16 protein-coding genes and 1 rRNA gene are annotated in these 23,517 nt (G+C 56.4%); 11 read left to right on the forward strand and 6 right to left on the reverse strand.

The genetic code is table 11. From position 1 onward, the window contains the following. Positions 1 to 352 (reverse strand): 16S ribosomal RNA (locus VFE46_05405); the annotation flags it as partial. 780 nt (positions 353 to 1,132) lie between these two features. Between VFE46_05405 and VFE46_05410 the strand changes: the two genes are divergently transcribed. Next, the gene (locus VFE46_05410; GenBank protein HZZ27427.1) at positions 1,133 to 1,366 is read left to right on the forward strand and encodes a hypothetical protein; all 234 of its coding nucleotides are present in this window, start codon (positions 1,133 to 1,135) and stop codon (positions 1,364 to 1,366) included. A gap of 222 nt (positions 1,367 to 1,588) precedes the next feature. Here the strand turns inward: VFE46_05410 and VFE46_05415 are convergent, their stop codons facing one another. After that, positions 1,589 to 2,044 carry a DoxX family protein gene (locus VFE46_05415; protein HZZ27428.1) on the reverse strand — a complete coding sequence of 152 codons (456 nt, stop codon included), beginning with the start codon at positions 2,042 to 2,044 and terminating at the stop codon, positions 1,589 to 1,591. A 443-nt stretch (positions 2,045 to 2,487) separates the two neighbouring features. Between VFE46_05415 and fusA the strand changes: the two genes are divergently transcribed. Next, positions 2,488 to 4,593, forward strand: a complete 2,106-nt coding sequence (fusA, locus tag VFE46_05420; GenBank protein ID HZZ27429.1) for an elongation factor G — start codon at positions 2,488 to 2,490, stop codon at positions 4,591 to 4,593. Positions 4,594 to 4,698: 105 nt separating this feature from the next. Here the strand turns inward: fusA and VFE46_05425 are convergent, their stop codons facing one another. Next, positions 4,699 to 5,853 (reverse strand): DNA-binding transcriptional regulator, encoded by a 1,155-nt coding sequence (locus tag VFE46_05425; protein ID HZZ27430.1) that lies wholly within the window; start codon positions 5,851 to 5,853, stop codon positions 4,699 to 4,701. Positions 5,854 to 6,183: 330 nt separating this feature from the next. On the opposite strand from VFE46_05425, the gene VFE46_05430 reads away from it, so the two are divergent. The 5 genes from VFE46_05430 (at position 6,184) to VFE46_05450 (ending at position 13,120) form a co-directional block, all read left to right on the forward strand. Continuing rightward, positions 6,184 to 6,678, forward strand: a complete 495-nt coding sequence (locus VFE46_05430; GenBank protein HZZ27431.1) for a hypothetical protein — start codon at positions 6,184 to 6,186, stop codon at positions 6,676 to 6,678. A 311-nt stretch (positions 6,679 to 6,989) separates the two neighbouring features. Continuing rightward, positions 6,990 to 7,694: a hypothetical protein gene (locus VFE46_05435; protein ID HZZ27432.1), complete on the forward strand. Its 705-nt coding sequence runs from the start codon at positions 6,990 to 6,992 to the stop codon at positions 7,692 to 7,694. Between the two features lie 416 nt (positions 7,695 to 8,110). Next, entirely contained in the window at positions 8,111 to 9,166 is a 1,056-nt protein-coding gene (locus VFE46_05440) for a hypothetical protein (GenBank protein ID HZZ27433.1), read from the forward strand. A gap of 215 nt (positions 9,167 to 9,381) precedes the next feature. Next, on the forward strand, positions 9,382 to 11,034 hold the full coding sequence (locus tag VFE46_05445; GenBank protein ID HZZ27434.1) for a hypothetical protein: 1,653 nt from the start codon (positions 9,382 to 9,384) through the stop codon (positions 11,032 to 11,034). 106 nt (positions 11,035 to 11,140) lie between these two features. Next, positions 11,141 to 13,120, forward strand: a complete 1,980-nt coding sequence (locus VFE46_05450) for a HEAT repeat domain-containing protein (GenBank protein ID HZZ27435.1) — start codon at positions 11,141 to 11,143, stop codon at positions 13,118 to 13,120. A 49-nt stretch (positions 13,121 to 13,169) separates the two neighbouring features. On the opposite strand, the gene sdhB is transcribed toward VFE46_05450, so the two are convergent. From sdhB to VFE46_05465, 3 genes are all read right to left on the reverse strand, one after another. Further along, positions 13,170 to 14,033: a succinate dehydrogenase iron-sulfur subunit gene (sdhB, locus tag VFE46_05455; protein HZZ27436.1), complete on the reverse strand. Its 864-nt coding sequence runs from the start codon at positions 14,031 to 14,033 to the stop codon at positions 13,170 to 13,172. A gap of 218 nt (positions 14,034 to 14,251) precedes the next feature. Next, the gene (sdhA, locus tag VFE46_05460; GenBank protein HZZ27437.1) at positions 14,252 to 16,309 is read right to left on the reverse strand and encodes a succinate dehydrogenase flavoprotein subunit; all 2,058 of its coding nucleotides are present in this window, start codon (positions 16,307 to 16,309) and stop codon (positions 14,252 to 14,254) included. Positions 16,310 to 16,323: 14 nt separating this feature from the next. After that, positions 16,324 to 17,160: a succinate dehydrogenase gene (locus VFE46_05465; GenBank protein ID HZZ27438.1), complete on the reverse strand. Its 837-nt coding sequence runs from the start codon at positions 17,158 to 17,160 to the stop codon at positions 16,324 to 16,326. A gap of 499 nt (positions 17,161 to 17,659) precedes the next feature. On the opposite strand from VFE46_05465, the gene VFE46_05470 reads away from it, so the two are divergent. The 4 genes from VFE46_05470 (at position 17,660) to lepB (ending at position 23,464) form a co-directional block, all read left to right on the forward strand. Then, on the forward strand, positions 17,660 to 18,046 hold the full coding sequence (locus tag VFE46_05470) for a response regulator (protein ID HZZ27439.1): 387 nt from the start codon (positions 17,660 to 17,662) through the stop codon (positions 18,044 to 18,046). A 587-nt stretch (positions 18,047 to 18,633) separates the two neighbouring features. Then, positions 18,634 to 20,337, forward strand: a complete 1,704-nt coding sequence (locus VFE46_05475; GenBank protein ID HZZ27440.1) for a response regulator — start codon at positions 18,634 to 18,636, stop codon at positions 20,335 to 20,337. Between the two features lie 94 nt (positions 20,338 to 20,431). Beyond that, positions 20,432 to 21,616: a metallophosphoesterase gene (locus VFE46_05480; protein HZZ27441.1), complete on the forward strand. Its 1,185-nt coding sequence runs from the start codon at positions 20,432 to 20,434 to the stop codon at positions 21,614 to 21,616. Positions 21,617 to 21,835: 219 nt separating this feature from the next. Next, positions 21,836 to 23,464: a signal peptidase I gene (gene lepB / locus VFE46_05485; protein ID HZZ27442.1), complete on the forward strand. Its 1,629-nt coding sequence runs from the start codon at positions 21,836 to 21,838 to the stop codon at positions 23,462 to 23,464. Positions 23,465 to 23,517 lie beyond the last annotated feature (53 nt).

Below are 23,517 nucleotides of genomic sequence, written 5' to 3' on the forward strand. Positions count from 1 at the left end.
GTCCATTGCCGAAGATCCTCGACTGCAGCCACCCGTAGGTGTCTGGGCAGTATCTCAGTCCCAGTGACGCGGGTCGTGCTCTCACACCCGCTACCCATCATTGCCTTGGTGGGCCATTACCCCGCCAACAAGCTAATAGGATGCAGATCGCTCCACCGGTGGAATCACACCTTTGGTCCGGAGACATTATCTGGTATTACCCCACCTTTCGATGGACTATCCCAGACCGGAGGGTACGTATCTACACATTACTGTCCCTTTCGCCACTCGTGTATTGCTACACGCGTTCGACTTGCATGCCTAATCCACGCCGCCAACGTTCATTCTGAGCCAGAATCAAACCCTTCAATTTATTTGCTTTGCCGGACGCCGCGGCCGAAGCCGAAACGCCCGGGTTATTAGCCAAATAACCAAACGGTCTGAATAGAGTTTTGGCAATTGGGGCCTAGCGAACGCCCTTCCGGAAAAAATCCGCAAGGAAAAGCTCGCCCAACCTTCAATCGCCCGATCGCAACCTCTTGCGAAGCTGCGACCGACACAATCGCTTGTGCTGGCTACAAAGAAGTCAACTACTGAATTGTCAAAGATCTGTTTCCGAATACGCAGAAACCGCATTCGGCCCCAAACGCAGATCAGGCTCTGTTTCCGACGTCCGAAAACAAACTCGATCCACGAACGCAGTCGGCAAAAGCCCGACCAATAAGGGGAATAAAAAACCCGAAGCTGGCCGACGCACCAAAATGAGCCGTCCAACTGCCGGGATTTAAGATTCTAATGGTTGCCAAGCAGCTGTCAACAGCTACCAACAAATATTTCAACCTTCGATCAACTTGGCCATCTGCCGATCCTCCCAGGCGGTTCAATTTGCCCACTTGCCCACCCGCCTACCCAAATGAAGCGGTGCCGGGCATGCCATGCCCGGCTTTATGAATGGATAGGACCGCAAGCAAAATGCCACCTGCTCGGGCACAAAAGTTGCATCTTTGGGGCGCGAGGAATTTGAGATTCAGGCAATGGAATGCATGCGCGCGAAGCAGCGGCCTGAAAGAAAAACTAAGTAGGAAGTGGCTGCTCGTTAGGATTTTAATCTCAGGATGAGGTTTTCGATTACCTCAGTTCAGGAGACCGGATCATGAGACCGTATTCTACCGGCGGGTTAATTCTGATTGTGCTGGGCGTGCTGATGTTGGCCGTGCATAGCTTCACGTACTTCACGACCGATCAGGTGAGCGGACCGTTGGGCTACTTCGCATGGGATGTGTCCAGGCCGCACACGATTTTTATCAATCCGATTGCCGGGCTGGTGGCGCTGGTCATTGGCATTGTGCTAATGACGATGGCCCGGCGGCGCGGGACGAGCGGGTGAGGCGTTGAGCGGGTGATCAGGAATGTTTGCCGCAAGACGCGGGTGTGCTCATAAAGCCGGCGATGGTATCGCCGGTGGCGGACCACGGCGGACGGCAGCAAGCGCCGATGCACCGGGCATACCATGCCCGGCTTTATGAACCGGCGCGGATTTGTGAACGCATGGCGGCGCACCGGGTATACCATACCCGGCTTTATGACGACCAAATTTATTGGCGACCAATTACTTTTGCGGCGGTGGGGATTCGGTGGCTTGGCTGCGGTTGCGCCACAGGGCGTCGAAGCTGAAGCTGCCGGCGCCCAAAAACATAATCGACAGTGCGCCGAGGAAGTAGAGCGCTTGCAACTCAATCGCCCACCCGCCTCCGTCGTTCAATGTCCACAACATGTTTTGGTGCGCCAGCCATACCGCCACCGCCATGTTGATGGCAATGACAGCCGAGGCGATGCGTGTGAACAGGCCGACAATTACCAGAATCGGGGCCACTGCTTCCCCCACGTAAACGCCGTAGGCCAAAAAATCGGGAAGGTTATGGAACCGAACGGCGCCGAGAATTTTGTCAAAATCTTGCGGGTGCATAATCTTGTCGAGCCCGTGCAGTAGGAGCAGCCCGCCAATGGTTAAGCGCAACAGTAATTTGCCAACGTCGTGGCACCAGTTGGTCGTTGAGGAGTCCATGGATAAATCCGCCTTTCGTGGAATTAGGGTGTGGTGGGGTCTGGTGGTCTTGTGTCTGGTAACGTGATCTGGTGTTTGGGCAAGTTACCAGCACTAGCCAAAAGACACCTTGCTTTCGGACAGATTCTAGCGAAAAACACATGAAAAACGCACCCCAAGTGGCCGAAATCGGCCTTTTCTCGGGCAGGTCATTGGAATAACATAGATGGATACGTCGGTTCCCACCCCACACGCATGGCCGCTTGTTGGCAGTTCGGTGGCGGCTTGTGGAAGCATGTCAATCGGCCTCAGTTTTGCTGTCGCTGTTTGATGTCTGGGTGAATCGCCAGTGCCTATTGTTTCGGCGTTGGCTGCCCTGGATGGTTGTTGATCGCTCCGTTTGTCTGCTTTGAGTGTTTACCAGCTCTGGCAAGGCGGCCGGGCCCAAGAACGAGGTTTTCGTCATGGATTTGCAACATCTTCGCAATATTGGAATTTCCGCGCACATTGACTCGGGCAAAACCACCCTGAGCGAGCGGATATTGTTCTACGCCGGCCGCATTCACCGCATTCAGGAAGTGAAGGGGGGCGCAGGCGAAGGCGCCACCATGGACTACATGGACCTGGAGCGCGAACGGGGAATTACCATTACCAGCGCCGCCACTACGGTGAACTGGGACAACAACCTAGGGAACGACATTCAAATCAACCTCATCGATACGCCCGGCCACGTCGATTTCACCGTGGAAGTGGAACGCAGCCTGCGCGTATTAGATGGCGCCATTCTCGTGCTGTGTGCCGTGGGTGGCGTACAAAGCCAATCGATGACCGTCGACCGGCAAATGAAGCGCTATCATGTGCCCCGGTTGGCGTTCATCAACAAGATGGACCGCATTGGGGCCAACCCCTTGCGCGTGGTGCAGCAAGTGAAGGAAAAGCTGGAGTGCGACGCCATTTTAATGCAATTGCCCATTGGCAAAGAGGACGATTATGCTGGGGTGATTGATTTAATCAGCATGCAGGCGGTGTACTTCGACGGCGCCAACGGCGAAAAAGTCCGCCGCGAAGCCATTCCGGCCGAGCTCTTGGAAGACGCCAAAAAGCATCGCCACGCCATGTTGGAAAGCTTGTCGATGTACAGCGACCAACTAATGGAGCTATTGTTGGGCGAGCAAGAGGTGCCCGAGGATTTGATTCATGCCACGGTGAAGGATGCCGTGCAAAATCAGGATGCCACGGCGGTGTTCATGGGCTCCGCGTACAAGAACAAAGGCGTGCAGCCGCTATTGGACGCCATCGTGCGGTATTTGCCCTCGCCGCTGGCGCACAAAATTACGGCCAAGAAGTGGGACAATCCCGAAGAAAAAATTGAGTTGGCGGCCGATCCGGCCAAGCCGTTCGTGGGCATGGCGTTTAAGTTGGTGGACGATCCGTACGGCCAACTGACGTTCATGCGGATTTATCAAGGCACGGTGAAAAAGGGAGACCAAATGGTCAACCAGCGCACCAGCCAACGGCAACGGTTCAGCCGCATTGTGCGCATGCACGCCGATAAGCGGGAAGAAATGGACAGCGCCAGCGCCGGCGACATTGTGGCCATCATTGGCATTGATGCCGCCAGCGGCGACACCTACGCTCCCGAACACAAATTCTGCACGCTGGAAAGCATGTTCATTGCCGAGCCGGTCATCAAAATGGCCATTAGTGTTCCGAATCGCGAAGCTAGTGATAAGTTGGCCAAGGCTCTGCAACGTTTCAGCCGCGAAGATCCTACCTTCCGCGTAACCACCGATGAAGAAACCGGAGACAACCTCATTGCCGGCATGGGTGAATTGCACCTGGATATTTACGTGGAGCGCATTCGCCGCGAATACAAGGTGCAGGTGGAAGTGGGCGCGCCCAAGGTCAGTTACCGCGAAGCGCCCATGCAGTTGGCGCCTTTCAATTTCAAGCATAAAAAACAAACCGGGGGTTCCGGCCAGTACGCCCACATTGTGGGCAAATTGGAGCCGCTGCCCGAAGATGCTCCCGAAACCTTCGAATTTGAAAACGATGTGATTCAAGGCCGCATTCCCAAGGAATACATTCCCTCGGTGGAAAAAGGCTTTCGCGCCTCGTTGCAAAAGGGCCCCATCGCCGGCTTCCCCATTGTCGGCGTGAAAGCGACTTTGGAAGACGGCTCCTATCACGAAGTCGACAGCTCCGACATGGCCTTCCAAATTTGCGCCCAAAACTGCTTCCGCGAAACGTTCATGCAAACCAAGCCGGTGCTGTTGGAGCCGGTCATGAAGGTGGAAATTGAAGTCCCCACCACGTTCCAAGGCCCGGTGGCGGGCAATCTGACCAGCCGGCGCGGCATGATTCTTTCCTCAGAAGTCCACGGCAACACGGCGGTGATTGAAGGCGAAGTGCCGCTGGCCGAAACCTTTGGTTACTCCACCGATTTACGCAGCCTGACGCAAGGGCAGGGGACATTCACGATGGAATTTTCCAAATACCGCCGCGTGCCCAACAGCATTCAGCAGGAAATTATCGAAGAAAAGAAAAAGCAGTTGGTGGGCGCGAAGTAACCGCACAATCGCTTGGTTGAAAGACGATTCACGCAAAATTACGATTCACACAAAATTACGATTCACACCTAGCCCCGGCCTCCAGGCCGGGGTTTTTTGTTGCGGTCAGCGCCGGTGATCGTTGCGGTATTCGCCGGGCGGGCTGCCGAAGCGGCGTTTGAAGGCTACGCTCAAATATTCAGCGTGGCGGAAGCCCACGCGCTCGGCAATGGTGGAAAGCGGCAGCGAAGTTTCGGTCAGCAATTGCTTGGCGCGCTCGAATTGCAGCTTCAAAATTTCGTCGTGCGGCGTGCGGCCCAGCAGCTTTTTGAACCGGTGCTCCAGCATGCGGCGCGACAGCGGCACCACTTCCAAAATTTGGTCCACGTTGATGCCGTCGCAGGCATGGTCGCGAATGAACTGCATGGCCCGCGAAACCAAGGGATCGTTCACGGCAAACCCGTCGGACGATTGCCGCGTGACAATGCCCAAGGGATCGATTTCCATTCCCTGCTGCGGCCGCTTGCCGGCCATCCACTGCTCGAGCAAGCGGGCGGCTTCGTAACCAATGCGGTAAGTATCTTGCGCCACGCTGGACATGGGCGGAGTGGAAAGGCTGCACAAAATTTCATCGTTATCCACGCCCAGCACGGCAATTTCGTCGGGCACGGCAATTTCTACTCGTCGGCAAACTTGCAGCACTTGCAGGCCGCGCAAATCGTGGCAGGCCATCACGCCGGCCGGCTTGGGGAGTTTTTTTAGCCAGGCGGCCAATTGTTTTTCTTCTTTGTCCCAGCTCGGCTGAGAGCGGGCCAATTTTTGCGTGCCGTACAGGTCACAGGAAAATCCCCTTTCCTTCACGATCTGCTCGAATTGCTTGCCGCGCAACAACGACCAGCGGAAGCGGTTGTCGCCGCAAAAGCCAAAATGCTCCAGGCCGCGGCCGCTCAAATGTTCCACCGCCAGCCGGGCCACCGCTTCGCCCTTGGTGACCACGCTGGGAATTTCGCTCACCAACTGCGAGGAGCTGACATTGATTACCGGCAAGCCAGATTGCTTGACAACCTGCGCAATGCGCCGGTTTTCGATACGGGCAATGATGCCGTCGCCTTGCCAATTTTGGTTCAGCCAGGCCGGTGGGGCTTCGCCGCGGGCCAATTCTGGCAGGTAAGTTGACCAGGATTCATGCTCGCGAATGAATGCATGAATGCCGCGCAGCAATCCGCGCGCGTATGAATTGGAAGTTTCGATTAACAGCGCCACGCGGGGCCGATTCTTCACAACCTTGCTCCTGGACGTTGCGGGGCGGAATGCAGTTGCCACGAAAGGCTATATATTTTTACAAACCACTTAGATAATTTACACGCCTAATTTGACCTCTGCCAGCACTTCCAGCACGGTTTTGTTTGAAAATTGTTGCTCGCCGGGTCGCGGTGGATGGAAAAGTAGGGCTGGAACGGCGTTCGGCGTGCTAGCGCTGGCGGCAGGGGCAGAAATCTCTCTCGCCGCCGCAAGGAAAAATGGCTAAAAACACGCCGCGAAATTGCGCACCCCGGCGATGGTGATTATCACCTGGCCAATCTGCCGAAATTGAGTATGGAGGCTTTTTCGATGAACACAAAATGGACCGGTCGGTTAGTTGCGATCTTGGCTGTGGGCGCGCTTTTGGTCACCAACGTTCAAGCCGGCGGAGTGCGCGTCGGAATTGGCGTTGGCATCGGCGTGCCGGCGTATCGCCCATATCCTTATTACGGATACCCATATTACTATCCGTATTATGCGCCGCCGCCAGTATACGTGGTGCCGGGCCCAACCTACGTTCAAGCGCCTCCCACATACGTGCAAGGCCCAGCTTCGTATGTGCAGACAGTTCCCCCGCAGCAACCAGGCTACGCTCCCAGTTCGGCCACCTATGCCCCAAGCCCGGCCAATTATGCGCCGAATGCGGGAGGCTATGCTCCGAACTCCAATACGTACGCATATCCGAGTACGGCTACCCCGGCGGCTACGAACTCTGCGCCGCACTATTTGCCGCCGCCGCCCATGCCGAACACTTCTTCGCAACCGGGAGCTCCGCCTCCTTATCCGGTCCCTTCCGGCTCGTAAACGCTTGCCGCGCACGTAACTCCTGAATTGCGGCACAGACAGTCTTAAGCCGTGCCTTTAGGCCCTGGTTCTTTTGCGACCAACCAGCGGCGCGGGCATTCAAGTTTAGGCTCGGCCAGGACATTCGCGCTTTCCACGTGAATTTCCCCAAGCCTCGGTAGTGCTGTCGGTTAGGGCCGATCGCACCCCCATTTCTTTAGCACCTTTCGACAGTCTCTTGCGCGTATGGCATGCCGGTTGCCGTGGTTAGGTTGGCGGATCAGCGTATAACACAAACAACCGAGAAGAAGACGAAACAGAGGAGCGCGATCATGAGTAAGGCTTTAGGATCATTCGCTGTGGTGCTAAGTATGTTTATGTTTGCAACGGCGCTGCGCGCCGATGAACGAGGCGAACGCGGTGGCGGAGGCGGGGGCGGCGGGGATGGCGTGCATGTGAACGCGCCGGCTGCCCATGTGGATGCCGGGCCTGCCCATGTGAACACCGGCACGGCACATGTCGACGGCAATGCCGCGCATGTCGATGCCGGCCCGGCCCACGTCAATGCCAACGGCGGCAATGCGAACGTAAATGTCGATGGCCGTGTGAATGCGAACGTCGATCAATCTGTACGCGGCCCGAACATTGGTCGGGAAGCTTACGTGGCCCGCAATTCCCATTTAGGCGACCAGAATTTCGATCGCCGCGGCGTGGGGGCGTTGGATGCCAACCGCTTCGCCAATGCCCGAGACAACAATTGGCGCTATCGTCGCTGGGGCAATGAGTGGTGGTATTGGCTGCCAACCGGCTCCTGGATGTATTATCGGGATGGTCGGTGGAACAACTACGCTTACGATTCGTACGTTGACTATAACCAATATCAAAATCAGCCAGTCGCCGGCGCTAGTTCAAATGGCCCGTACTACGAAGATCAAAACGGTTTCTATTATTTCAATGGAAATCAGAAGGTGTACGATCCGGGCATCATTCGGCAAGGATCCAGTGTTGGAGCGGTTCCGGGTAATTCGCCACGTTGAGGATGAGTGATCTTTTAAAATTGACAAGCGGACCAACTTTCACCGGCAAGCACGCCGGAGACTAGAGGTTTGAAACGGATCAAGAAACACCAGGCCTTCGGAACAGAGACTTGGCGATTTTATAGCGACTGCCAACGCAGAAGCCTTGATTAAAGTCAAACCGATAAATTGTGGTCCGCTAAGCCGCCCGGCCGACGATCGTTGGCCGGGCGGTATTTTTTTGCGCGGTACTCGTTTTGCTTGCTGTGCTGCGACCTGTTTGTAGAAGTATTGCCTCGCGGGCGCTTGCAAATGGTAAGTGTGCGGCTTACTGTGAGACGGGAAATGCGGCGTTTTTCGAGTATCGACCCCGGCAGCGTGTGTAGGCCTTTGTGGCCCACAGTCGCCCCCCAATTTTTATTCCAGGGAGTGTCAATGTGATGAAAGCCTTAATCAGTTCGATGACAATCATGGCGGCACTCGCCATGGGCGCAAGCGCTGTGTTTGGCGCTGGCGAAGGTCGCAAGAGCGGCGGCGGCAACAACGCAACGGGAAATCAGAATCAGGGAAATCAAAATCAGGGGAACCAAGGCCTGTTCAATCAGGGACAACAAAATCAAGGAAATCAAGCACAAGGAAATCAAGCACAGGGAAATCAAGCACAGGGAAATCAATCGCAGAATAACGCGGGCAATCCCAATAAAAATCAACTCGAAAAGGGACCGGCGAAAAACAATTTGAATTCGGTTCTAAACAAGAATGCCGGAAACACGAGCGGCAACAAACTGAAATTAGGCGACGGCAATTTCGACAAAAACGGAATTGGCCCCCTGGATGAAAGCAAACACGCCGGCGACCAAGGCCTTGGCTGGCGCTACCAAAAGGTCGGAAACGAATGGTGGTTTTGGACCGCTTCCGGCCATTGGTGCTACAACCGCGGCGGGCAGTGGTGCAACTACGATCAAAATACCTTCGTCAACATGAACGGCGCCAAGGGACCCTACTACGAAGATCAACAAGGTTTCTTCACGACGCAAAACGGCCAGAAGGCTTACGATTCGACTATTCACCGCGATGCCAGCGCGACCGCCGCCACCACCGCCGCAACTACCGCGACAACAGCAACAACGACTGACGCAACCAGCACAAACAGCGGTACGCCGGCCGATGCCACAGCTGCCGGAACGACAGGGACAGGAACGACGCCAACTACCGGCGCTACAGGAACTCCGGCTGATTCCGGAGCAACGGGAACACCGGCCGATGCCGGCGCTACAGGCACGCCGGCGGATGCCTCGAAAGGGGCCAGTTCATCGGGAGGAGCAACCGGAACACCGGCCGATGCCTCGAAAGGAGCGAGTTCATCATCTGGAGCCACCGGCACCCCCGCCGACGCCTCGAAAAGCTCCAGCACACCCGCAAACACAAGCGGCGGTACTACCGGCACGCCAAGCGGTATTCCTGCCGGAGCTCCTAGTCCCCCGCCCAATTAAAAAATCTTTGTAACAACACGCCAGAAGATTCGCTCTTATTAACAACCCACAGTGACTACCGCCAAAGAGGAGCAACCCATAATAAGGGGGGATACTTGACAACTTGCATCAGCAGGGGCGATTATTTAGCCTCTTTCCCGCAGTTTATCTAAACCATTTTGAAACGACCAAATTTGCAGCCAACCTTCACTTTTTCTTGTACAAGGACCAGGACTATGAAATCGGGGAACCCAAAGCCGTTGAGTTTGTTTGTCGGTGGAATTGCGTTAGTTGCATTCATGTTTTCCGTGGTGGTGGCGCAGCAACAAAAAAAGGCTGCCGCACCTCCCAATGCCAAAGCGCCGGTCGCAAAAGCTCCTACCGCGGCAGGCCCCCAGTCGGGAACTGTCAGCTTGGCGAGCCTCAACGCGCCGCTGAAGGCTAAGATACCGGCGAACTACGTGATTAAGTTGGCCCCGCCCGTGGCGGCCCCCGCCGCGTTGACGCTGGCGGATCTGAAATCCAAAACCGGCGCGGTGCCGGCTGCGACGGACACCATTACTTTGCCCAACGGAACAAAAGTGGTTGCCCAAACTTTGCTGACGAAGTTGAACTCGTTAAATCAACAGTTCGCCGCAGCGGGTGCTCCACTGTTGCGTTCGCCGAGCGGGCAAAAGACCATCGTCCAGGAGTTGGCATTCAACAAGCCACTGCTAGATAAACAAGCGGCGGCCATTAAAGCGTTGCCCGCCGTGGACGCCAAAGCGCAATCACTTTCTGTGGCGTCGCTGCAGAAGGAGTACCAGACCGCGGTTGCCGCGCAGAAAGCAACGGCGACCGCAAATAAAGCGCCCCCGACGACGACCGCCAAGGGCGCCAAGGGGACACAGGCGGGAGGCACAAATACCGCCGGGCAAAAAAGCGCAAAAGGAGCCAAGGGGGCCGAAGGCGCTACCGCCAGCGGCACTACCGGCAGCGCCACTACCGGCAGCGGCACGAAGCAAAGCCAAAGAGCAGTCGGGAAAGTTCCCCCGGGAGAAGTCGGTCCTGTTCTAGGAACCGTCCAACCCTACACGGTCACCAAAACGTACAACGGATCTTGGGGAGATAACTCGATTTTTGGCGTCGGGGTGAACTGCTCGTTATCTTTGTCGGCCAGCGGCACGGGAGCCAGTATGACCGGTTCGGCCAAGGCCACGGGTTCTATTTTTGGAAATGCTGAAGACCTGGCGGTGGCGACGGCCTCGCTGAATGCTCCCACGAGCGGCGTCCTCACTGCGAATTTGAAGGTTACGGTCCTGGGCGTCGATGAAGTGGCTTACAACGCGAGCCAATCGGTGAACTTCGATAAGTCAGACACTTATTCCAAATCGTTGCCTGATTCGCTCAAAGTGTCCTACAATTTCTCGATTTGTGGCATCCCGATAACCGCCGTAGTGGGCGCCAAGGGAAGCATTTCGATGCCTTACTATATTGCCGAGACGCCGGGGGATACCATTGCCTACATCATTCCGGACGTGCAATCCAGCGTGTATGCCCAAGTGGGCATCGGCGGTGAATGGGACAACATTGGCGGGTCAGTCGGAGTGGAGGTTAACCTGACCCTGCTGAATAACAAGTTAACGTTGGCCGGCGGCGGCAGCGAAGGAACCGATACTACCGGAACCTTTCTTCAATACTGGTTAACTTCGCGCGACGATTTGGACGCCCTGGCGGGCACCGTGGATGTGTACTTGAACATCGATTTGGGCATTTGGTCGCACACTTACGATGAACCGTTCTACAACTACACCACCGGGTTCATCAAAACGTTCACGCCGGTGGCGGCCGACGGCAAGCAATACCTGGCGACCAGCGGCGGATTGTTACACTCTCCGGCGGCGAAATGAGTGCGGTTTACCGTGAAGGGTAAACCTGTGTAATCACCCCTATGCAACCTATTTCCGCTTGCGGCCTCATCCGGCCGCAAGCGGTTTTTTCTTGATGAAGTGATTTATGACTGCGAACGCCCCCGAGTCTGCGAGTCCGTCGTTGGGTTCCCGCCGCGCTTGGACATTGATCGTGGCGACGGTGCTGATCGTTATGGCAGCCGTCATTGCCGGACTGGCAGTGGGACATCGGTTGGCAGGGGAAACAAAGCAGGCCGGGCCGGCCAGTACAACGGTCATTCGCTTCACTGCTGACCAGCAGTTGGTTTACAGGCTCAATTTTTCCAGCGCTGGTGTTTCCAATGTCGGCGCAATTTTTTCCGATGCAAATCCGCAAGCGGCGACGCCGTCGCTATTGGAATTGGGCAATGTGTTTGAGACCACCGTGCAAGGCGAACTGGCGATCACCGTTTTGGAAGCGGATGCAAAACACACGCTGCTGGCGATTGAATTTCACAATCCTAAAGTGGAGTTTCAATCTTACGGCGTGGAAGATGCCGCTCAGTCGCAGCGCATTCAAAGCGGTTTGGCCCAGCCGTTATTTTGCGCGCTAAACGCCCAGGGCGCAGTGCAATTGGTGTGGTTCAACTCGGCGGCACATGCCGTCGCCCAACCCATGATCTGCTCGTTGCTGGCCACCATGCAAATGGTGAAGCCGGAATCGGAAGCGGCTGCTGCCGACACGTGGGAAGCCGAAGAGGAAGATCCCAACGGCAAATTGGTTGCTCATTACGAGATGCAGCCGGATGGAACCATTCACAAAACGAAGCTCCACTATTTGCCGCCCAAGCCTGCCAAGAAAACGACCACCACGCAGTTGACTCCGACAATTCAATCCACAGGAGAAGATGTGGCGGAGCTCGATGCCGAGGGCAATTTGGCAGTTTTGGCGGCCACCGAAGCCCAGTCAATCAGCTTTCAAAACAAGGACGTTGGTCATGGAATTCTCAAAATAGATTTGCGTTTGGAGCGGAAAAACGAAGCAGCAGCCAGCGACTTAACGCGGTTGCGCACCTCCGCAAACGAACTGCTGAAAACCGACCATGCGATTTCATTGTATGCTCCGCTTTCGCCGGAAGAATCGAACCGGGTGGTTCAGCGCGAGGCGTTGGGCAGCGCCACCTTGGAAAGCTTGCTGGCGGAGTTGGCAGCCGCCGAACGGGAAACCCCCAGTGAGAAACAGATCACTCAGTTGTTTTTGAAATTGAAAGCTTTGGCGGTTGTGCACCCGGAAGCATGCGATCGCTTGGGAAAACTGCTGACCGGCGCGAAAACCGGGAGCCTGCGGATGCAAATCCTGACCGATGCGTTGGAAACCGCCGGCAACGCCCCGGCGCAGGCCGCGCTGTGCGCCGCGATTCTCACTCGTTCGGCGGACGTGAACGCCATGCGGCTGTTGATTCCCGCACTGGGATCGGTCGAAACGCCCACGCCACAAACGGCAGAAACGCTGGAGCTGTTGGCCTTCGGCGATGTCGATAACATGGTTAAAGCGGCGGCGCGGCTGGCGCTTGGAGCCGTGGCGCGCAGTGTGGCCGGGGATTCGCCAGCGATTACCGTGAAAATTGTCGATCGCCTCGTCCAGGAATTAAAAACCGCGCCTCCGGCACGCGCCTGGGAGCTGCTTTTAGCCCTGGGCAATGCCGGTTCCAGCGAATCACTGCCGACATTAAAAGAGTTCCAAAAAAATCCCGAGCCGAACTTGCGCGGCACAGCCGCCTGGGCCACGCGCTGGATCGATTCGCCCGAGGTCGTTCCGCTGCTGGCAAAAGTGCTTCAGGAAGAACCTGAGGCGGCCGTGCGGTTGGAAGCGGTCCGGGCACTGCAGTACCGCCAGAAAACGCCAGCGAATATTGCCGTCGAGGAAAAATCGCTGGCTGATTCCGACGCTCAAGTGCGAATGGAATTGCTTACCAATTTGTGGACAGCGCGCGAAGCATATCCGGAAACCAAACAGCTTGTTGAGAAAGCCGCCCGAAACGATCCGTCGGAAGACGTTCGCAAAGCCGCCACTAAATTGCTGAAAGATGCGCAAGCCCAGCAGTGAACTTGCAAGCGGCTGGCGTTTCTGAAAAAACGAACGCGGCCTGATCCTCTCAAAAATCAAACAGCTTTTTGAGGGCGTGCACCGTGGTCGCCCGGCCGGCGCGGGCAATGGAGCGGGTGAGCGGAATGCTCTTGGGGCACACCGCCACGCAATTTTGGGCATTGCCGCACATTTGCAGGCCGCCTTCGGTCATCAGGGCATCGAGCCGTTCGTCAGCGTTCATTTGTCCCGTGGGGTGCAAGTTAAAGAGCATGGCCTGGCTGATGGCCGCCGCACCGATAAAGCCTTTGTTGTAGGCCGCCTGTTTGCGCGCGGCGAAATGCGCATCGGTTTCCCCGTCATGCTCCACCAGTTCAATCTTCGTATATTGCGGACAGGCTTCCAAACAGCAGCCGCAGCTCATGCACTCGCTTAATGGGTAGGCCTGCTGTTGCACTTCCGGCGAAACTTTCGGGCCCGGCCCGTGATCGAAGTAACCATCCACCGGAATCCAACCCTTGATGCGTTTCAGCGCCTGAAACATCCGGGAGCGATCGACAAACAAATCGCGAACTACAGGAAACTTGCTGGCGGGCCGCAGCTCGATTTCCGCCGGATTATCTTCCAGCAGCCGATCGACCAAGGCCGAACAGGCTTGCCGCACCCGACCGTTAATCACCATGGTGCAAGCGCCGCAGACTTCTTCCAGGCAGTTGCAATCCCAGGCGACTGGGGCCACATGCTCGCCATCGGCAGTGGTGGCCAGGGAGGCAATTCGCTGCAACGCGCTGATGACGTTCATGTCTTTTTCGTACGGCACTTCAAACCGCTGCCAATAACTGCCTTGGCCGGGGCCATCTTGCCGGAGCACGCGAACTTCGAAGGAAGTGGGTTGCGAATCGTGACCGTTATGAGAATCTTGAAGTGTTGTCATTTTATAAACCGCTGAGACGCCGAGGCGCGGAGAAGAAGTTTTTTAATGGAATGGTTAAAGGGCTAAGCAATTTCGATTGCGCGTTACTTTGATGATATTTTCAGGTGAGATTGTACTTTTCGTTTATGTTCCCGGTCGAATAGGCATCGGAGGGCTATCCATTCGCCGATTAAAGCCAGGATTTCAACAATGAGTTCCATGCCGAGCATTCCTTGGCACTACTTGCTGCTCTGCGTCTCCGCGCCTCTGCGGTTCATGTCGGGTTGGCCATTGCCGTTTGACCCACCGCCGTTGGACCCGCCAGGGGCGGGAGCTTTCTTCGCCTGGCGTTCTTTCCAAACTTGTTCGATGATCTCGGCGCCCACCAATCCGTACAACCGGGGCCGCGGCGGAATGAGCGAAGTATCGACTTCTTCGTAACTCAACTGCGGCTCGCCTTCGGGCGATAACTTGGCGATGGTGGTTTTTAGCCAGCGGCGAGTGTTTTCCTCAAATCGGTCGCACCACTGCTCTGCTTCTCGGCGGTGCCCAGCCGGGTCGGTCGCGCTTAAGCCCGGCATGCAGAAATCGGGCTTGAAGTGCGCCCCACGGCATTCGTCCCGCAAAAGCGCGCCGCGCAAAATGGTTTTGGCCACCGGGAACATGTCGCGCAAGGCTTTGGTGAACACCACGTTCTGATTCGTCCACTGGCCGGTATCGGAAAGCGAGGCTCGCTTTGCCCGCGCTTCCAGCTCGCACACCTTGTCGTATGCTTCGGCCAACTGATTGTTGTACCGGACCACCGTGGCGGCCTTAGTCATCACGCGGCCCAGTTCGTCATGGATGAGATACGGATTTTCCCCGCTGGCGGAACTGCTGACCGGGCGATGCAAAAGCTTGTCATGAATTTCCTGCTCGCGCTTGCGGGCCATGTCGCACAGCGACGAATGCTGCTCTTTCGCCGTGCCCCCCTGGAGCGAACCGAGCACCGTTTCCACCGCTGGGGCGACCATTAAACCGCTGAAAATGCAACTCAACAGCGAATTGGCGCCCAGCCGGTTGGCGCCGTGATATTGATAGTCGCACTCGCCAATGGCATACAGGCCGGGGATGTTGGTTTGTTGATTGCGCGGCGAACCCATTTTCAATCCGCCGGCGGCCGTCCGTTCGTAATCGACCCACAAGCCGCCCATGGAATAGTGAACGGCGGGGAAAATTTTCATCGGCACTTCGCGGGGATCAACGCCTTGAAACTTCTCGTAAATGCTGAGAATGCCGCCGAGCTTTTTATCGAGTACTTCGCGCGGAATGTGCGTCAGATCCAAATACACCGCCAGGCGATCTTGCTCGACGCTCAAGCCCTCGTTCGTGCAAACGTTGAAAATTTCGCGGGTGGCAATGTCGCGCGGCACCAGGTTGCCGTACTTCGGATAGCGCTCCTCGAGGAAGTAATACCGCTCGGCTTCTGGAATGCTGCGCGGATCGCGGGTATCCTGTGGTTTGCGCGGGACCCATACGCGGCCCCCTTCGCCGCGGGCGCTTTCGCTCATGAGCCGCAATTTATCGGCTCCCGGCACGGCGGTGGGATGCACCTGAATAAACTCGCCGTTGGCGTAAATCGCGCCGGCCTGAAAGCAACGGCTGGCCGCGCTGCCGGTGCAGACCATCGACATCGTGGAGCGGCCGTAAATTAGCCCACAACCGCCGGAGCCCACAATGACCGCATCAGCCGGGAACGCGCGAATTTCCATCGTAACTAAATCTTGCGCCACGGCTCCGCGGCAATGACCGTGGGAATCTAAAATCGGGGAGAGAAAATCCCAGAACTCGTACTTCGTTACTTTGCCGGCCACTTCCCAGCGGCGCACTTGTTCATCCAAGGCATACAGCAACTGCTGTCCGGTGGTGGCGCCTGCGAATGCCGTGCGTTTATATAGCGTGCCGCCGAAACGGCGCTGATCGCGGAAACCTTCCGGCGTGCGGTTGAAGGGAACGCCCAACCGATCCATGAGGTCGATAATGCGAGGCCCCCAATCGCACATTTCCTTCACGGGCGGCTGATGCTGCAAGAAATCGCCGCCGTATACCGTGTCGTCAAAGTGCTTCCACTCGTTATCCCCCTGTTGCCGAGTGAGATCGTTCACGCTGTTAATGCCTCCCTGCGCGCACACGCTGTGAGAGCGTTTGACCGGAACCAGGCTCATCAGGTCGACATCGATGCCCAACTCGGCCAGCTTCATGGTTGCTGCCAAGCCGGCCAAACCGCCGCCAACCACCAACACGCGCTGCTTTGCCATGCCTGGATACTCCCTCAGTTGTTCTTCGGTGGTTGGGGGTCGGTGCGATCCATGGTTACGCCGACAAGTGCATCGCGATTTGCCTCCGTGCCCGCCGCCATTTGCCCATCGAGCATTTCTTGGGCATGTTGGATGCGATCTTCAATCGCCCTGGCCTGTGGAACATTCACCCGCGACATCCCGTATAGTGAACCCATCCCCAGGGTCGCCACCACAATTCCGACGGCGGCGCAAACGTAACCTGCCCGGCGCTGAGCGGCTTCGCTGGTCCAAATGCCCCAGGTAATTCCGAACGTCCAAATGCCATTGGCTAGGTGATACACAGCGCACAGCGTGCCCACGGTGTAAATGATCGTCATCAACACGGGACTTAACACAATGGCCGCCGACGAAGCCGCATGCTCTGCATCAAAGTTTCCGCCCCCCAGGTGCTTTCCCAAGTGATGCATTTGCCACAGGTGAAACACAATGAACGCCGCCACCAACATTCCGGTGGCGCGCTGCAACGTGTAGCGCACGTTGCTTCCATAAGGATAAGAGCCCACATTCGGCAGGCCGCCGCTGATAATCCAAAACCCGACCAGGGCATGAAAGCCAATCGGAATAAAAATAAAGCCCCATTCCAAAATGCCGACCATGGTGTCGCCCAGGGCGTGAATTTGGTCGACCTGTTTCTGATACATCGCCGGGCCGGCCAACACCGAGGCATTCACGGCCAGGTGCATCACCACATACGCACCAATGGGCAGCAATCCGGCCAGCGAAAACAGGCGATAAATCAAAAATTGATGCCGCGCCAGGAATCCGGGCCCGGACGTTTCTGCCACCGCGGATGGTTTGACGGCCTCCACGCGAAACTCCCCAAAAGCGGGCGATGCCCCAAGTGAATCAACGGCTCAAAACCTGATTTTCGGGCTTAAGTTGCTGGAGCAAAACAACCTGCGAGCCTGATGTAGTATAGAAATCGACGCCCCGGATACAAGGCGAGCCGTGCGAGTGGCGCGATCGCTGCACGCAGGTGAATTCATGGTTCAAAACGGCGCGTGTGGCACGCGCCAAAAGTTGGGTGGCCCGCTGACTGCGACAGGCTTGCGACGGGGAGGTGCTGCGGTTGCCAGAGAGGAGCGGCAGTCTCAACAATATCAAATTAAGAATTCGCTGCCCGATTGGCAGCAATTTTTGCCTCTAAATGTCATTTCGACGACACCGGAAAGTCCCGATTTGGCCTCCGCCAGGGTCAGTGATTATGCTACAAGTTGGCACCGCATATTTAGTTGTGTCGACAACGCTTACGTCAGGTTAGCTGGCGGTTAAATCCTTGGCATTGAAGTTGCGTCAAGTTTTTCCGTTATGTTGATTGAAACCCCATCCATTCTGGTTACCGACGACGATTCCGCGTTTCGGGAAACGGTGCGCGAAATGCTTGAGCCGCGCGGCTTCCGCATGCTCACCGCGGGCGACGGAGAGGAAGCGCTGAAAATAGTCAGCCGCGAGCCAATTCATTTGCTGCTGCTGGACATGCACATGCCGCGGCTCACCGGGTTGGAAACGGTGCAGCGCATCCGCCAAATTCGTTGGCAATTGCCATGCGTGTTGCTGTCGGCGGCGCTGGATGAAACGATCGTTCAACAGGCCCGGCAGGCCGACGTGTTCTCGATTCTGCCCAAGCCGGTCAGCCGGTGTGATATTACGAACACGGTCGATCAGGTGTTCCGCCATATTTATGGCTGGCCTTGAAATGCTGGATACAGCAAAAAATTTCCCGCTGACCTTGAAACCAATCGGACGAACACATTACCTTAAAGCACAGCATTCCTTCGATTCCAAGCAGCGACTGCTAGTTTCCCCACCACGCATTTGCGGTTTCGAGCCACGAATCCGCTCTCTCGATGCCCAAATTCAACCTTGTTTCGACACCTGCAGTAAAAAAATCCACCGGCTAAGCACGCCTTCGGCCCGACAGATCCAAGTAGCGCTGCACTCCGTATCAGAAATAACGGCGGTAGCGACTAATCGGAAAAACACGCCGCGCGTCGTCTCGGGGGAACCAACGACGATTATTTTTTCTCGATTCGGCGCAATCGATTGCCGCACGAACTCAGGCGACGAATATGACGAGCAATCCGGCAATGCTGGCTTTAAGATTATTTTTATGGCGGAAGCCAGTGAAAGTTAGGTAAACCGTACCATGCGGTCAATGAACGAAATGTCCCTGTCCGATGCAACTATGAGGCGGCACAACCGGCGGCGTGCGGTTGTTCGGCCCCAAAACCACTCCTATAATAACGTGGTGAATTAGCGGTCCCCCCTGGGAGCAGGCAAGCTTGACGGCTAAACCGAAAATTCTGGTTGTCCGCGATTCGGCGGAAAAAGACGCTCCGCTCCCCTTCCAGGCTGAGGGGTACGAGGTGGAGCAGGTTCGCAGTCCGCTGCGGGCCTTGGCACGCATGGTGCATGAGCAGTATGCCGGCATTTTTGTTTCGGCCGGACATATTGGCGAAGCCATCCGGATGGGGAAGCTCTTACAGAACGAGCGGATTTTGGAGGGCATGCCCGACGGCATTGTCTTATTGGGGACCGACAACACGATCATTTGGGGCAATGGCCGGCTGGGCGAATGGACCGGCAAAGAAGTTGTCAGCGGGCAGAATTTTTACTCGGTGCTGAATAGCCCGGAAATTTTGGGGCCCGATTTTTGCCCCTTCCACACGGCGCTGACAACCGGCAAAGCCAGCAGCAGCGTGCTGCGTTCCGGCGAGAATCAATATTATCACGTGCATGCCGCGCCGATCAGCGAGGGAAGCAAATCGCCCGAGCATTTAATTGTCACCGTGCACGACGTGACGAAGGAAGTCTTGCAGCAGCAAAAGCTCGCGGCGATTCATCAGGCGGGGCAGGAGCTTTCCGACTTGACGGCCGAAGAGCTGTCGCACATGTCGATCGACGAGCGCATCAAGCTGTTAAAATCGAATATTTTGCATTACACCAAAGATTTGCTGCACTTCGACGTCGTGGAAATTCGCCTGCTGGATCAAAAAACCAATCGCCTGGAGCCGTTGTTGGCCCTAGGCATGGAGCCGGAAGCAGCCCAACGCGTGTTGTGCGCCTTGCCGCAAAATAACGGCGTGACCGGTTATGTGGCCGCGAACGGAAAAAGTTATTTGTGCGATGACACGACCGAAGACCCCCTGTATTTGCAAGGGTGTAAAGGGGGGCGCAGCTCGTTGACGGTGCCGTTGGTCTTGCACGACCAGGTCATCGGCACCTTCAACGTGGAAAGCCCCGAGCCCCACGCGTTCAGCGAAAGCGACTTGCAGTTTTTGGAAATCTTCAGCCGTGACGTGGCCGCCGCTTTGAATACGCTGGAGCTGCTGGCGGTGCAAAAAGTAAATGCCGCGCAGGAAAGCGTGGAGGCCATTCACGGCGCCGTGGCCTTGCCGGTGGATGAAATCCTGAACGATGCGGTCAACGTCATGCAGCGCTACATTGGCCACGATGCCGCCGTGGTGGAGCGCTTGCAGCGCATTCTTCGCCACGCCCGCGACATCAAGCAAGTCATCCAAAAAATCGGGCAATCGATGGCGCCGGTCAAGGCGCTGGCGCCCGATCAAGACACGACCCAGCGCCCGGCGCTGAAAAACCGCCGCATTTTAGTGGTCGATGCGGACGAAAAAGTACGCAGCGCCGCCCACAACCTGCTGGAGCGGTATGGCTGCATCGTGGAAACCGCCCACGATGGCGCGGAGGCCGTGTGCATGGTTCGCAATATGCTGCGCGAAGACGCGTACGATGTCATCATTGCCGATCGCGACTTGCCCGACATGACCGGCTATGGGTTATTGCTGGAGCTGCAAAAAGTGATCGATCCCGTGCCGTTGGTCTTGATGGCAGAGTACGGGTACGATCGGAACCACACCATCGTGAAAGCCCGGCAGGCCGGGGTGGAGCTGGTGTTATACAAGCCGTTTTTATTGGATCAATTGCTGACTACGCTCGAAAAAGCGGTTTCGAAAAAGGAATTGGTGTAAGCTCCGGCGGCCTCGCGCAGCAAGCGCCAACCGGGCTGTGGCATTCATTGCGTCCAGTTGCGGACGCCTCGACTAATTAACGTCGCCGCGTCCCATGCTTGTTGTCACTTTCGCGCTGGTTCTGCTTGCACTGTTAGGCCATGCCGCGCTGTGGATCGGCTTTGTCAACCGCGCCCATGCAGTGGGTTTTTCGCGCGGCGTGACCAAATTGTTTTCCGCCATCGGATATGCGCTGCTGGTGTTACCCCCTGTGGCGGCATGTTGGGCATGGGCCAAATCTGGCGAAGCGTGGGAGCAGTTGCCGTCGTGGGTGAAGGGTGAGCCAGGATTGGCAATTTACCTGCTGCTGTGCTGGGCTGTGGCTTTGATCATCATTGGGTTATGGATTCGCCGCTACTGGCTAACGGCAAAATTACCGGCGGTTCGCAGCTGGCAAGTCACCGTGGTCGATGTGGCTGCAAAACTGGGGCACAAGCCATTGCACGGGTGGCGGCCCCGGCTGCTTTCATTCGTGCCGGGCAACCAGCTGTTGCAATTGGCGGTGGAGCAGCGGGAGTTTGTGCTGGAGCGGCTTCCGGCGGCGCTAGATGGCCTGTCGATTACGCATCTTTCCGATTTGCATTTTACCGGCCACGTGGGCAGGGAGTTTTTTCAGGAAGTGATCGCGCAAGCCAATGCTTTGCGATCGGACTTGATTGCCATTACCGGCGATATTCTGGACGACATCCGCTTAGTGGATTGGATTCCGAAAATTCTTTCCGACTTGGCCGCGCCGCTGGGAACTTATTTCGTACTCGGCAATCACGACGAATTCACTCGCGACGCTCCTAAAGTGCGGCAGGCTCTGGTCGCGGCCGGCTTAGTGGATGTGGGCAATCAGTGGCGCCACTTGGAAGCGGCCGGGGTAGAAATTATTCTGGCCGGCAACGAAGTGCCTTGGTTTCGGCCCGCGCCCGATTTGCGGCAATGCCCGTCGCGAACTTCCGAACATCCGCAACTGCGTTTGCTCCTGGCGCACACGCCCGATCAGCTTGGCTGGGCTCGCCGGTACGAGTTCGATTTAATGCTCGCCGGCCACGTGCACGGCGGCCAAGTTCGCTTTCCGCTAGTGGGCCCAGTTCTAGCGCCCAGTTGGCACGGCGTGAAATATGCCAGCGGCACGTTTTACGCAGCTTCCACGTTGATGCACGTCAGCCGCGGCATTTCTTCCGAATTGCCCTTGCGCATTAACTGCCGCCCGGAATTGACAAAAATTGTGCTGCGCGCGATGAATGGTTAAGGCTGCAGCATGCGCTGGCGGGTTTTCGCTCCGCGTGAGCGAAAACTACGGCATTTTGCTCGAAAAGATCGAATTCGCACTAGTGTTTGCCCCTATGCTATCACCTAGTTTCAAGTTCCTGTCGGCGGGTGGTTTCGCTATATTTCGGTTTGGCAGGCGAATACCTAGTATCGCCGCTATTCCTACCGCCGTTGCCTCCCCATTTGAATCTGCATTTTTATGAGCCAATCCCCAACGGTCAGCAAGAAATCGAATGCCCAATCGAGCTCCGCCGACGCCAACTGGGCTCGCACGCTGAGGGAGACTGTAGAATCGGTGGCGATTGCCTTCATTCTGGCGTTCATGTTTCGCACGTTTGAGGCGGAGGCGTTTGTCATTCCCACCGGCTCCATGGCCCCCACGCTGCAAGGCCGGCATAAAGATATTGTCTGCCCACAATGCGGCTACGAGTATCGCACGGGGGCCAGCGAAGAGGTTGATCGAGACAGCAGCGCTCCCAAAACAAACTGCCGCATGAAGTCGGCCACTTGCCCGATGTGCCGCTACACGGTGGATGTTGACGATCCGAAAGATCGGGACGAATTTCCGTCGTACAATGGCGACCGAATTATCGTCAATAAATTCGCGTACGACATTTTCGAGCCGCAGCGTTGGGACGTGGTGGTGTTCAAGTATCCGGAAAACGCAAAAGAAAACTACATCAAGCGGCTGATCGGGCTACCCAACGAACGCATTCAGCTCGAGCACGGCGATGTATACACTGCCCCGTTGGACAGCAAAGATTTTCAAATTGCCCGTAAGTCGTCGGAAAAACTGCGGTCGATCATGCAGCCAGTCTACGACAACGATTATGTGCTGCCGCGTCTCATTCAAGCCGGCATGCCGCCGCGTTGGCAACCGTGGGCAGCGCCAACCACCAGCAGCCCATGGAAGACGAGCGAAGATTTCAAGTCGTTCCAAACCGACGGCTCGACGCCGGGACGCGCCTGGCTGCGCTATGAGCACATTTTGCCGAGCGATACGATTTGGGACGATGTCATTGCTGGCAAGCCGTTCCGGGTGCCAGCGCCGGGCTTGATCAGAGATTTTTACGCCTACAACGATGGCGATTTTCCAGATCGTTGCGATTCGCGCGGCCCCGAGCCTGTTTGGGTGGGCGATATTGCCGTGGAATGCACTTTGACGGCGAAAAATGCGGCCGGCGACCTGACTTTGGAGTTGGTAAAAGGCGGCCGGCAGTTTCAATGCCATATCGATTTGGCCACCGGCGAGGCCAAGCTTTCGATTTCCGGCAAGGCCGATTTCACCCCAACAGCAAGCACTGCGGTTCGCGGTCCGGGAACCTATACGCTGCGCTTCTCAAATGTTGACGAGCAATTACTGCTGTGGGTGAACGATACGCTGGTCGAATTCAACGCGCCGACAACCTATCCGTCGCTGAATAATTATGAAGCGGTCCAATCGCGTCCCGTGCCAGGTTCCGAAGAACCCACGGATTTATCTCCCGTAGGCATTGCGGCCGAAGGGGACACGGCGGTCGAAATTAGCCATTTAAAGATTCGCCGCGACGTGTATTATTTGTCGCGGGACGATAACGCCTACCGCGGCGGTCCAATTCGTTCTTCCATCGATTTGCAAGCCGATCAGTTCTTTATGCTGGGCGATAACAGCCCCAAGAGCAGCGATGGTCGATTCTGGCCATCGCAAAACTATGTTGACCGTCGCCTGCTGATTGGCAAGGCATTGCTTATTTACTGGCCGCATTCGTTCAACTATGTGGGCATTGCGGATCACAAAATACCGTTCCCATTCTGGCCGAATTTTAGCCGCATGAGATTTGTGCACTAAACATCGCAGGCGGCTGGCAGCAGGCAGCCCTGCCTGCTGTCGGCCATCTGCTG

The sequence above is a fragment of the Pirellulales bacterium genome, assembly GCA_035656635.1.
Classification (GTDB): Bacteria; Planctomycetota; Planctomycetia; order Pirellulales; family JADZDJ01; genus DATJYL01.

What these genes read in the sequence shown, in the direction of transcription:
- VFE46_05410 (HZZ27427.1), top strand. Translation starts at nt 1,133, where the DNA reads ATGAGACCGTATTCTACCGGCGGGTTAATTCTGATTGTGCTGGGCGTG.
- VFE46_05415 (HZZ27428.1), bottom strand. Translation starts at nt 2,044, where the DNA reads ATGGACTCCTCAACGACCAACTGGTGCCACGACGTTGGCAAATTACTG.
- fusA (HZZ27429.1), top strand. Translation starts at nt 2,488, where the DNA reads ATGGATTTGCAACATCTTCGCAATATTGGAATTTCCGCGCACATTGAC.
- VFE46_05430 (HZZ27431.1), top strand. Translation starts at nt 6,184, where the DNA reads ATGAACACAAAATGGACCGGTCGGTTAGTTGCGATCTTGGCTGTGGGC.
- VFE46_05435 (HZZ27432.1), top strand. Translation starts at nt 6,990, where the DNA reads ATGAGTAAGGCTTTAGGATCATTCGCTGTGGTGCTAAGTATGTTTATG.
- VFE46_05445 (HZZ27434.1), top strand. Translation starts at nt 9,382, where the DNA reads ATGAAATCGGGGAACCCAAAGCCGTTGAGTTTGTTTGTCGGTGGAATT.
- VFE46_05450 (HZZ27435.1), top strand. Translation starts at nt 11,141, where the DNA reads ATGACTGCGAACGCCCCCGAGTCTGCGAGTCCGTCGTTGGGTTCCCGC.
- sdhB (HZZ27436.1), bottom strand. Translation starts at nt 14,033, where the DNA reads ATGACAACACTTCAAGATTCTCATAACGGTCACGATTCGCAACCCACT.
- sdhA (HZZ27437.1), bottom strand. Translation starts at nt 16,309, where the DNA reads ATGGCAAAGCAGCGCGTGTTGGTGGTTGGCGGCGGTTTGGCCGGCTTG.
- VFE46_05470 (HZZ27439.1), top strand. Translation starts at nt 17,660, where the DNA reads ATGTTGATTGAAACCCCATCCATTCTGGTTACCGACGACGATTCCGCG.
- VFE46_05480 (HZZ27441.1), top strand. Translation starts at nt 20,432, where the DNA reads ATGCTTGTTGTCACTTTCGCGCTGGTTCTGCTTGCACTGTTAGGCCAT.
- lepB (HZZ27442.1), top strand. Translation starts at nt 21,836, where the DNA reads ATGAGCCAATCCCCAACGGTCAGCAAGAAATCGAATGCCCAATCGAGC.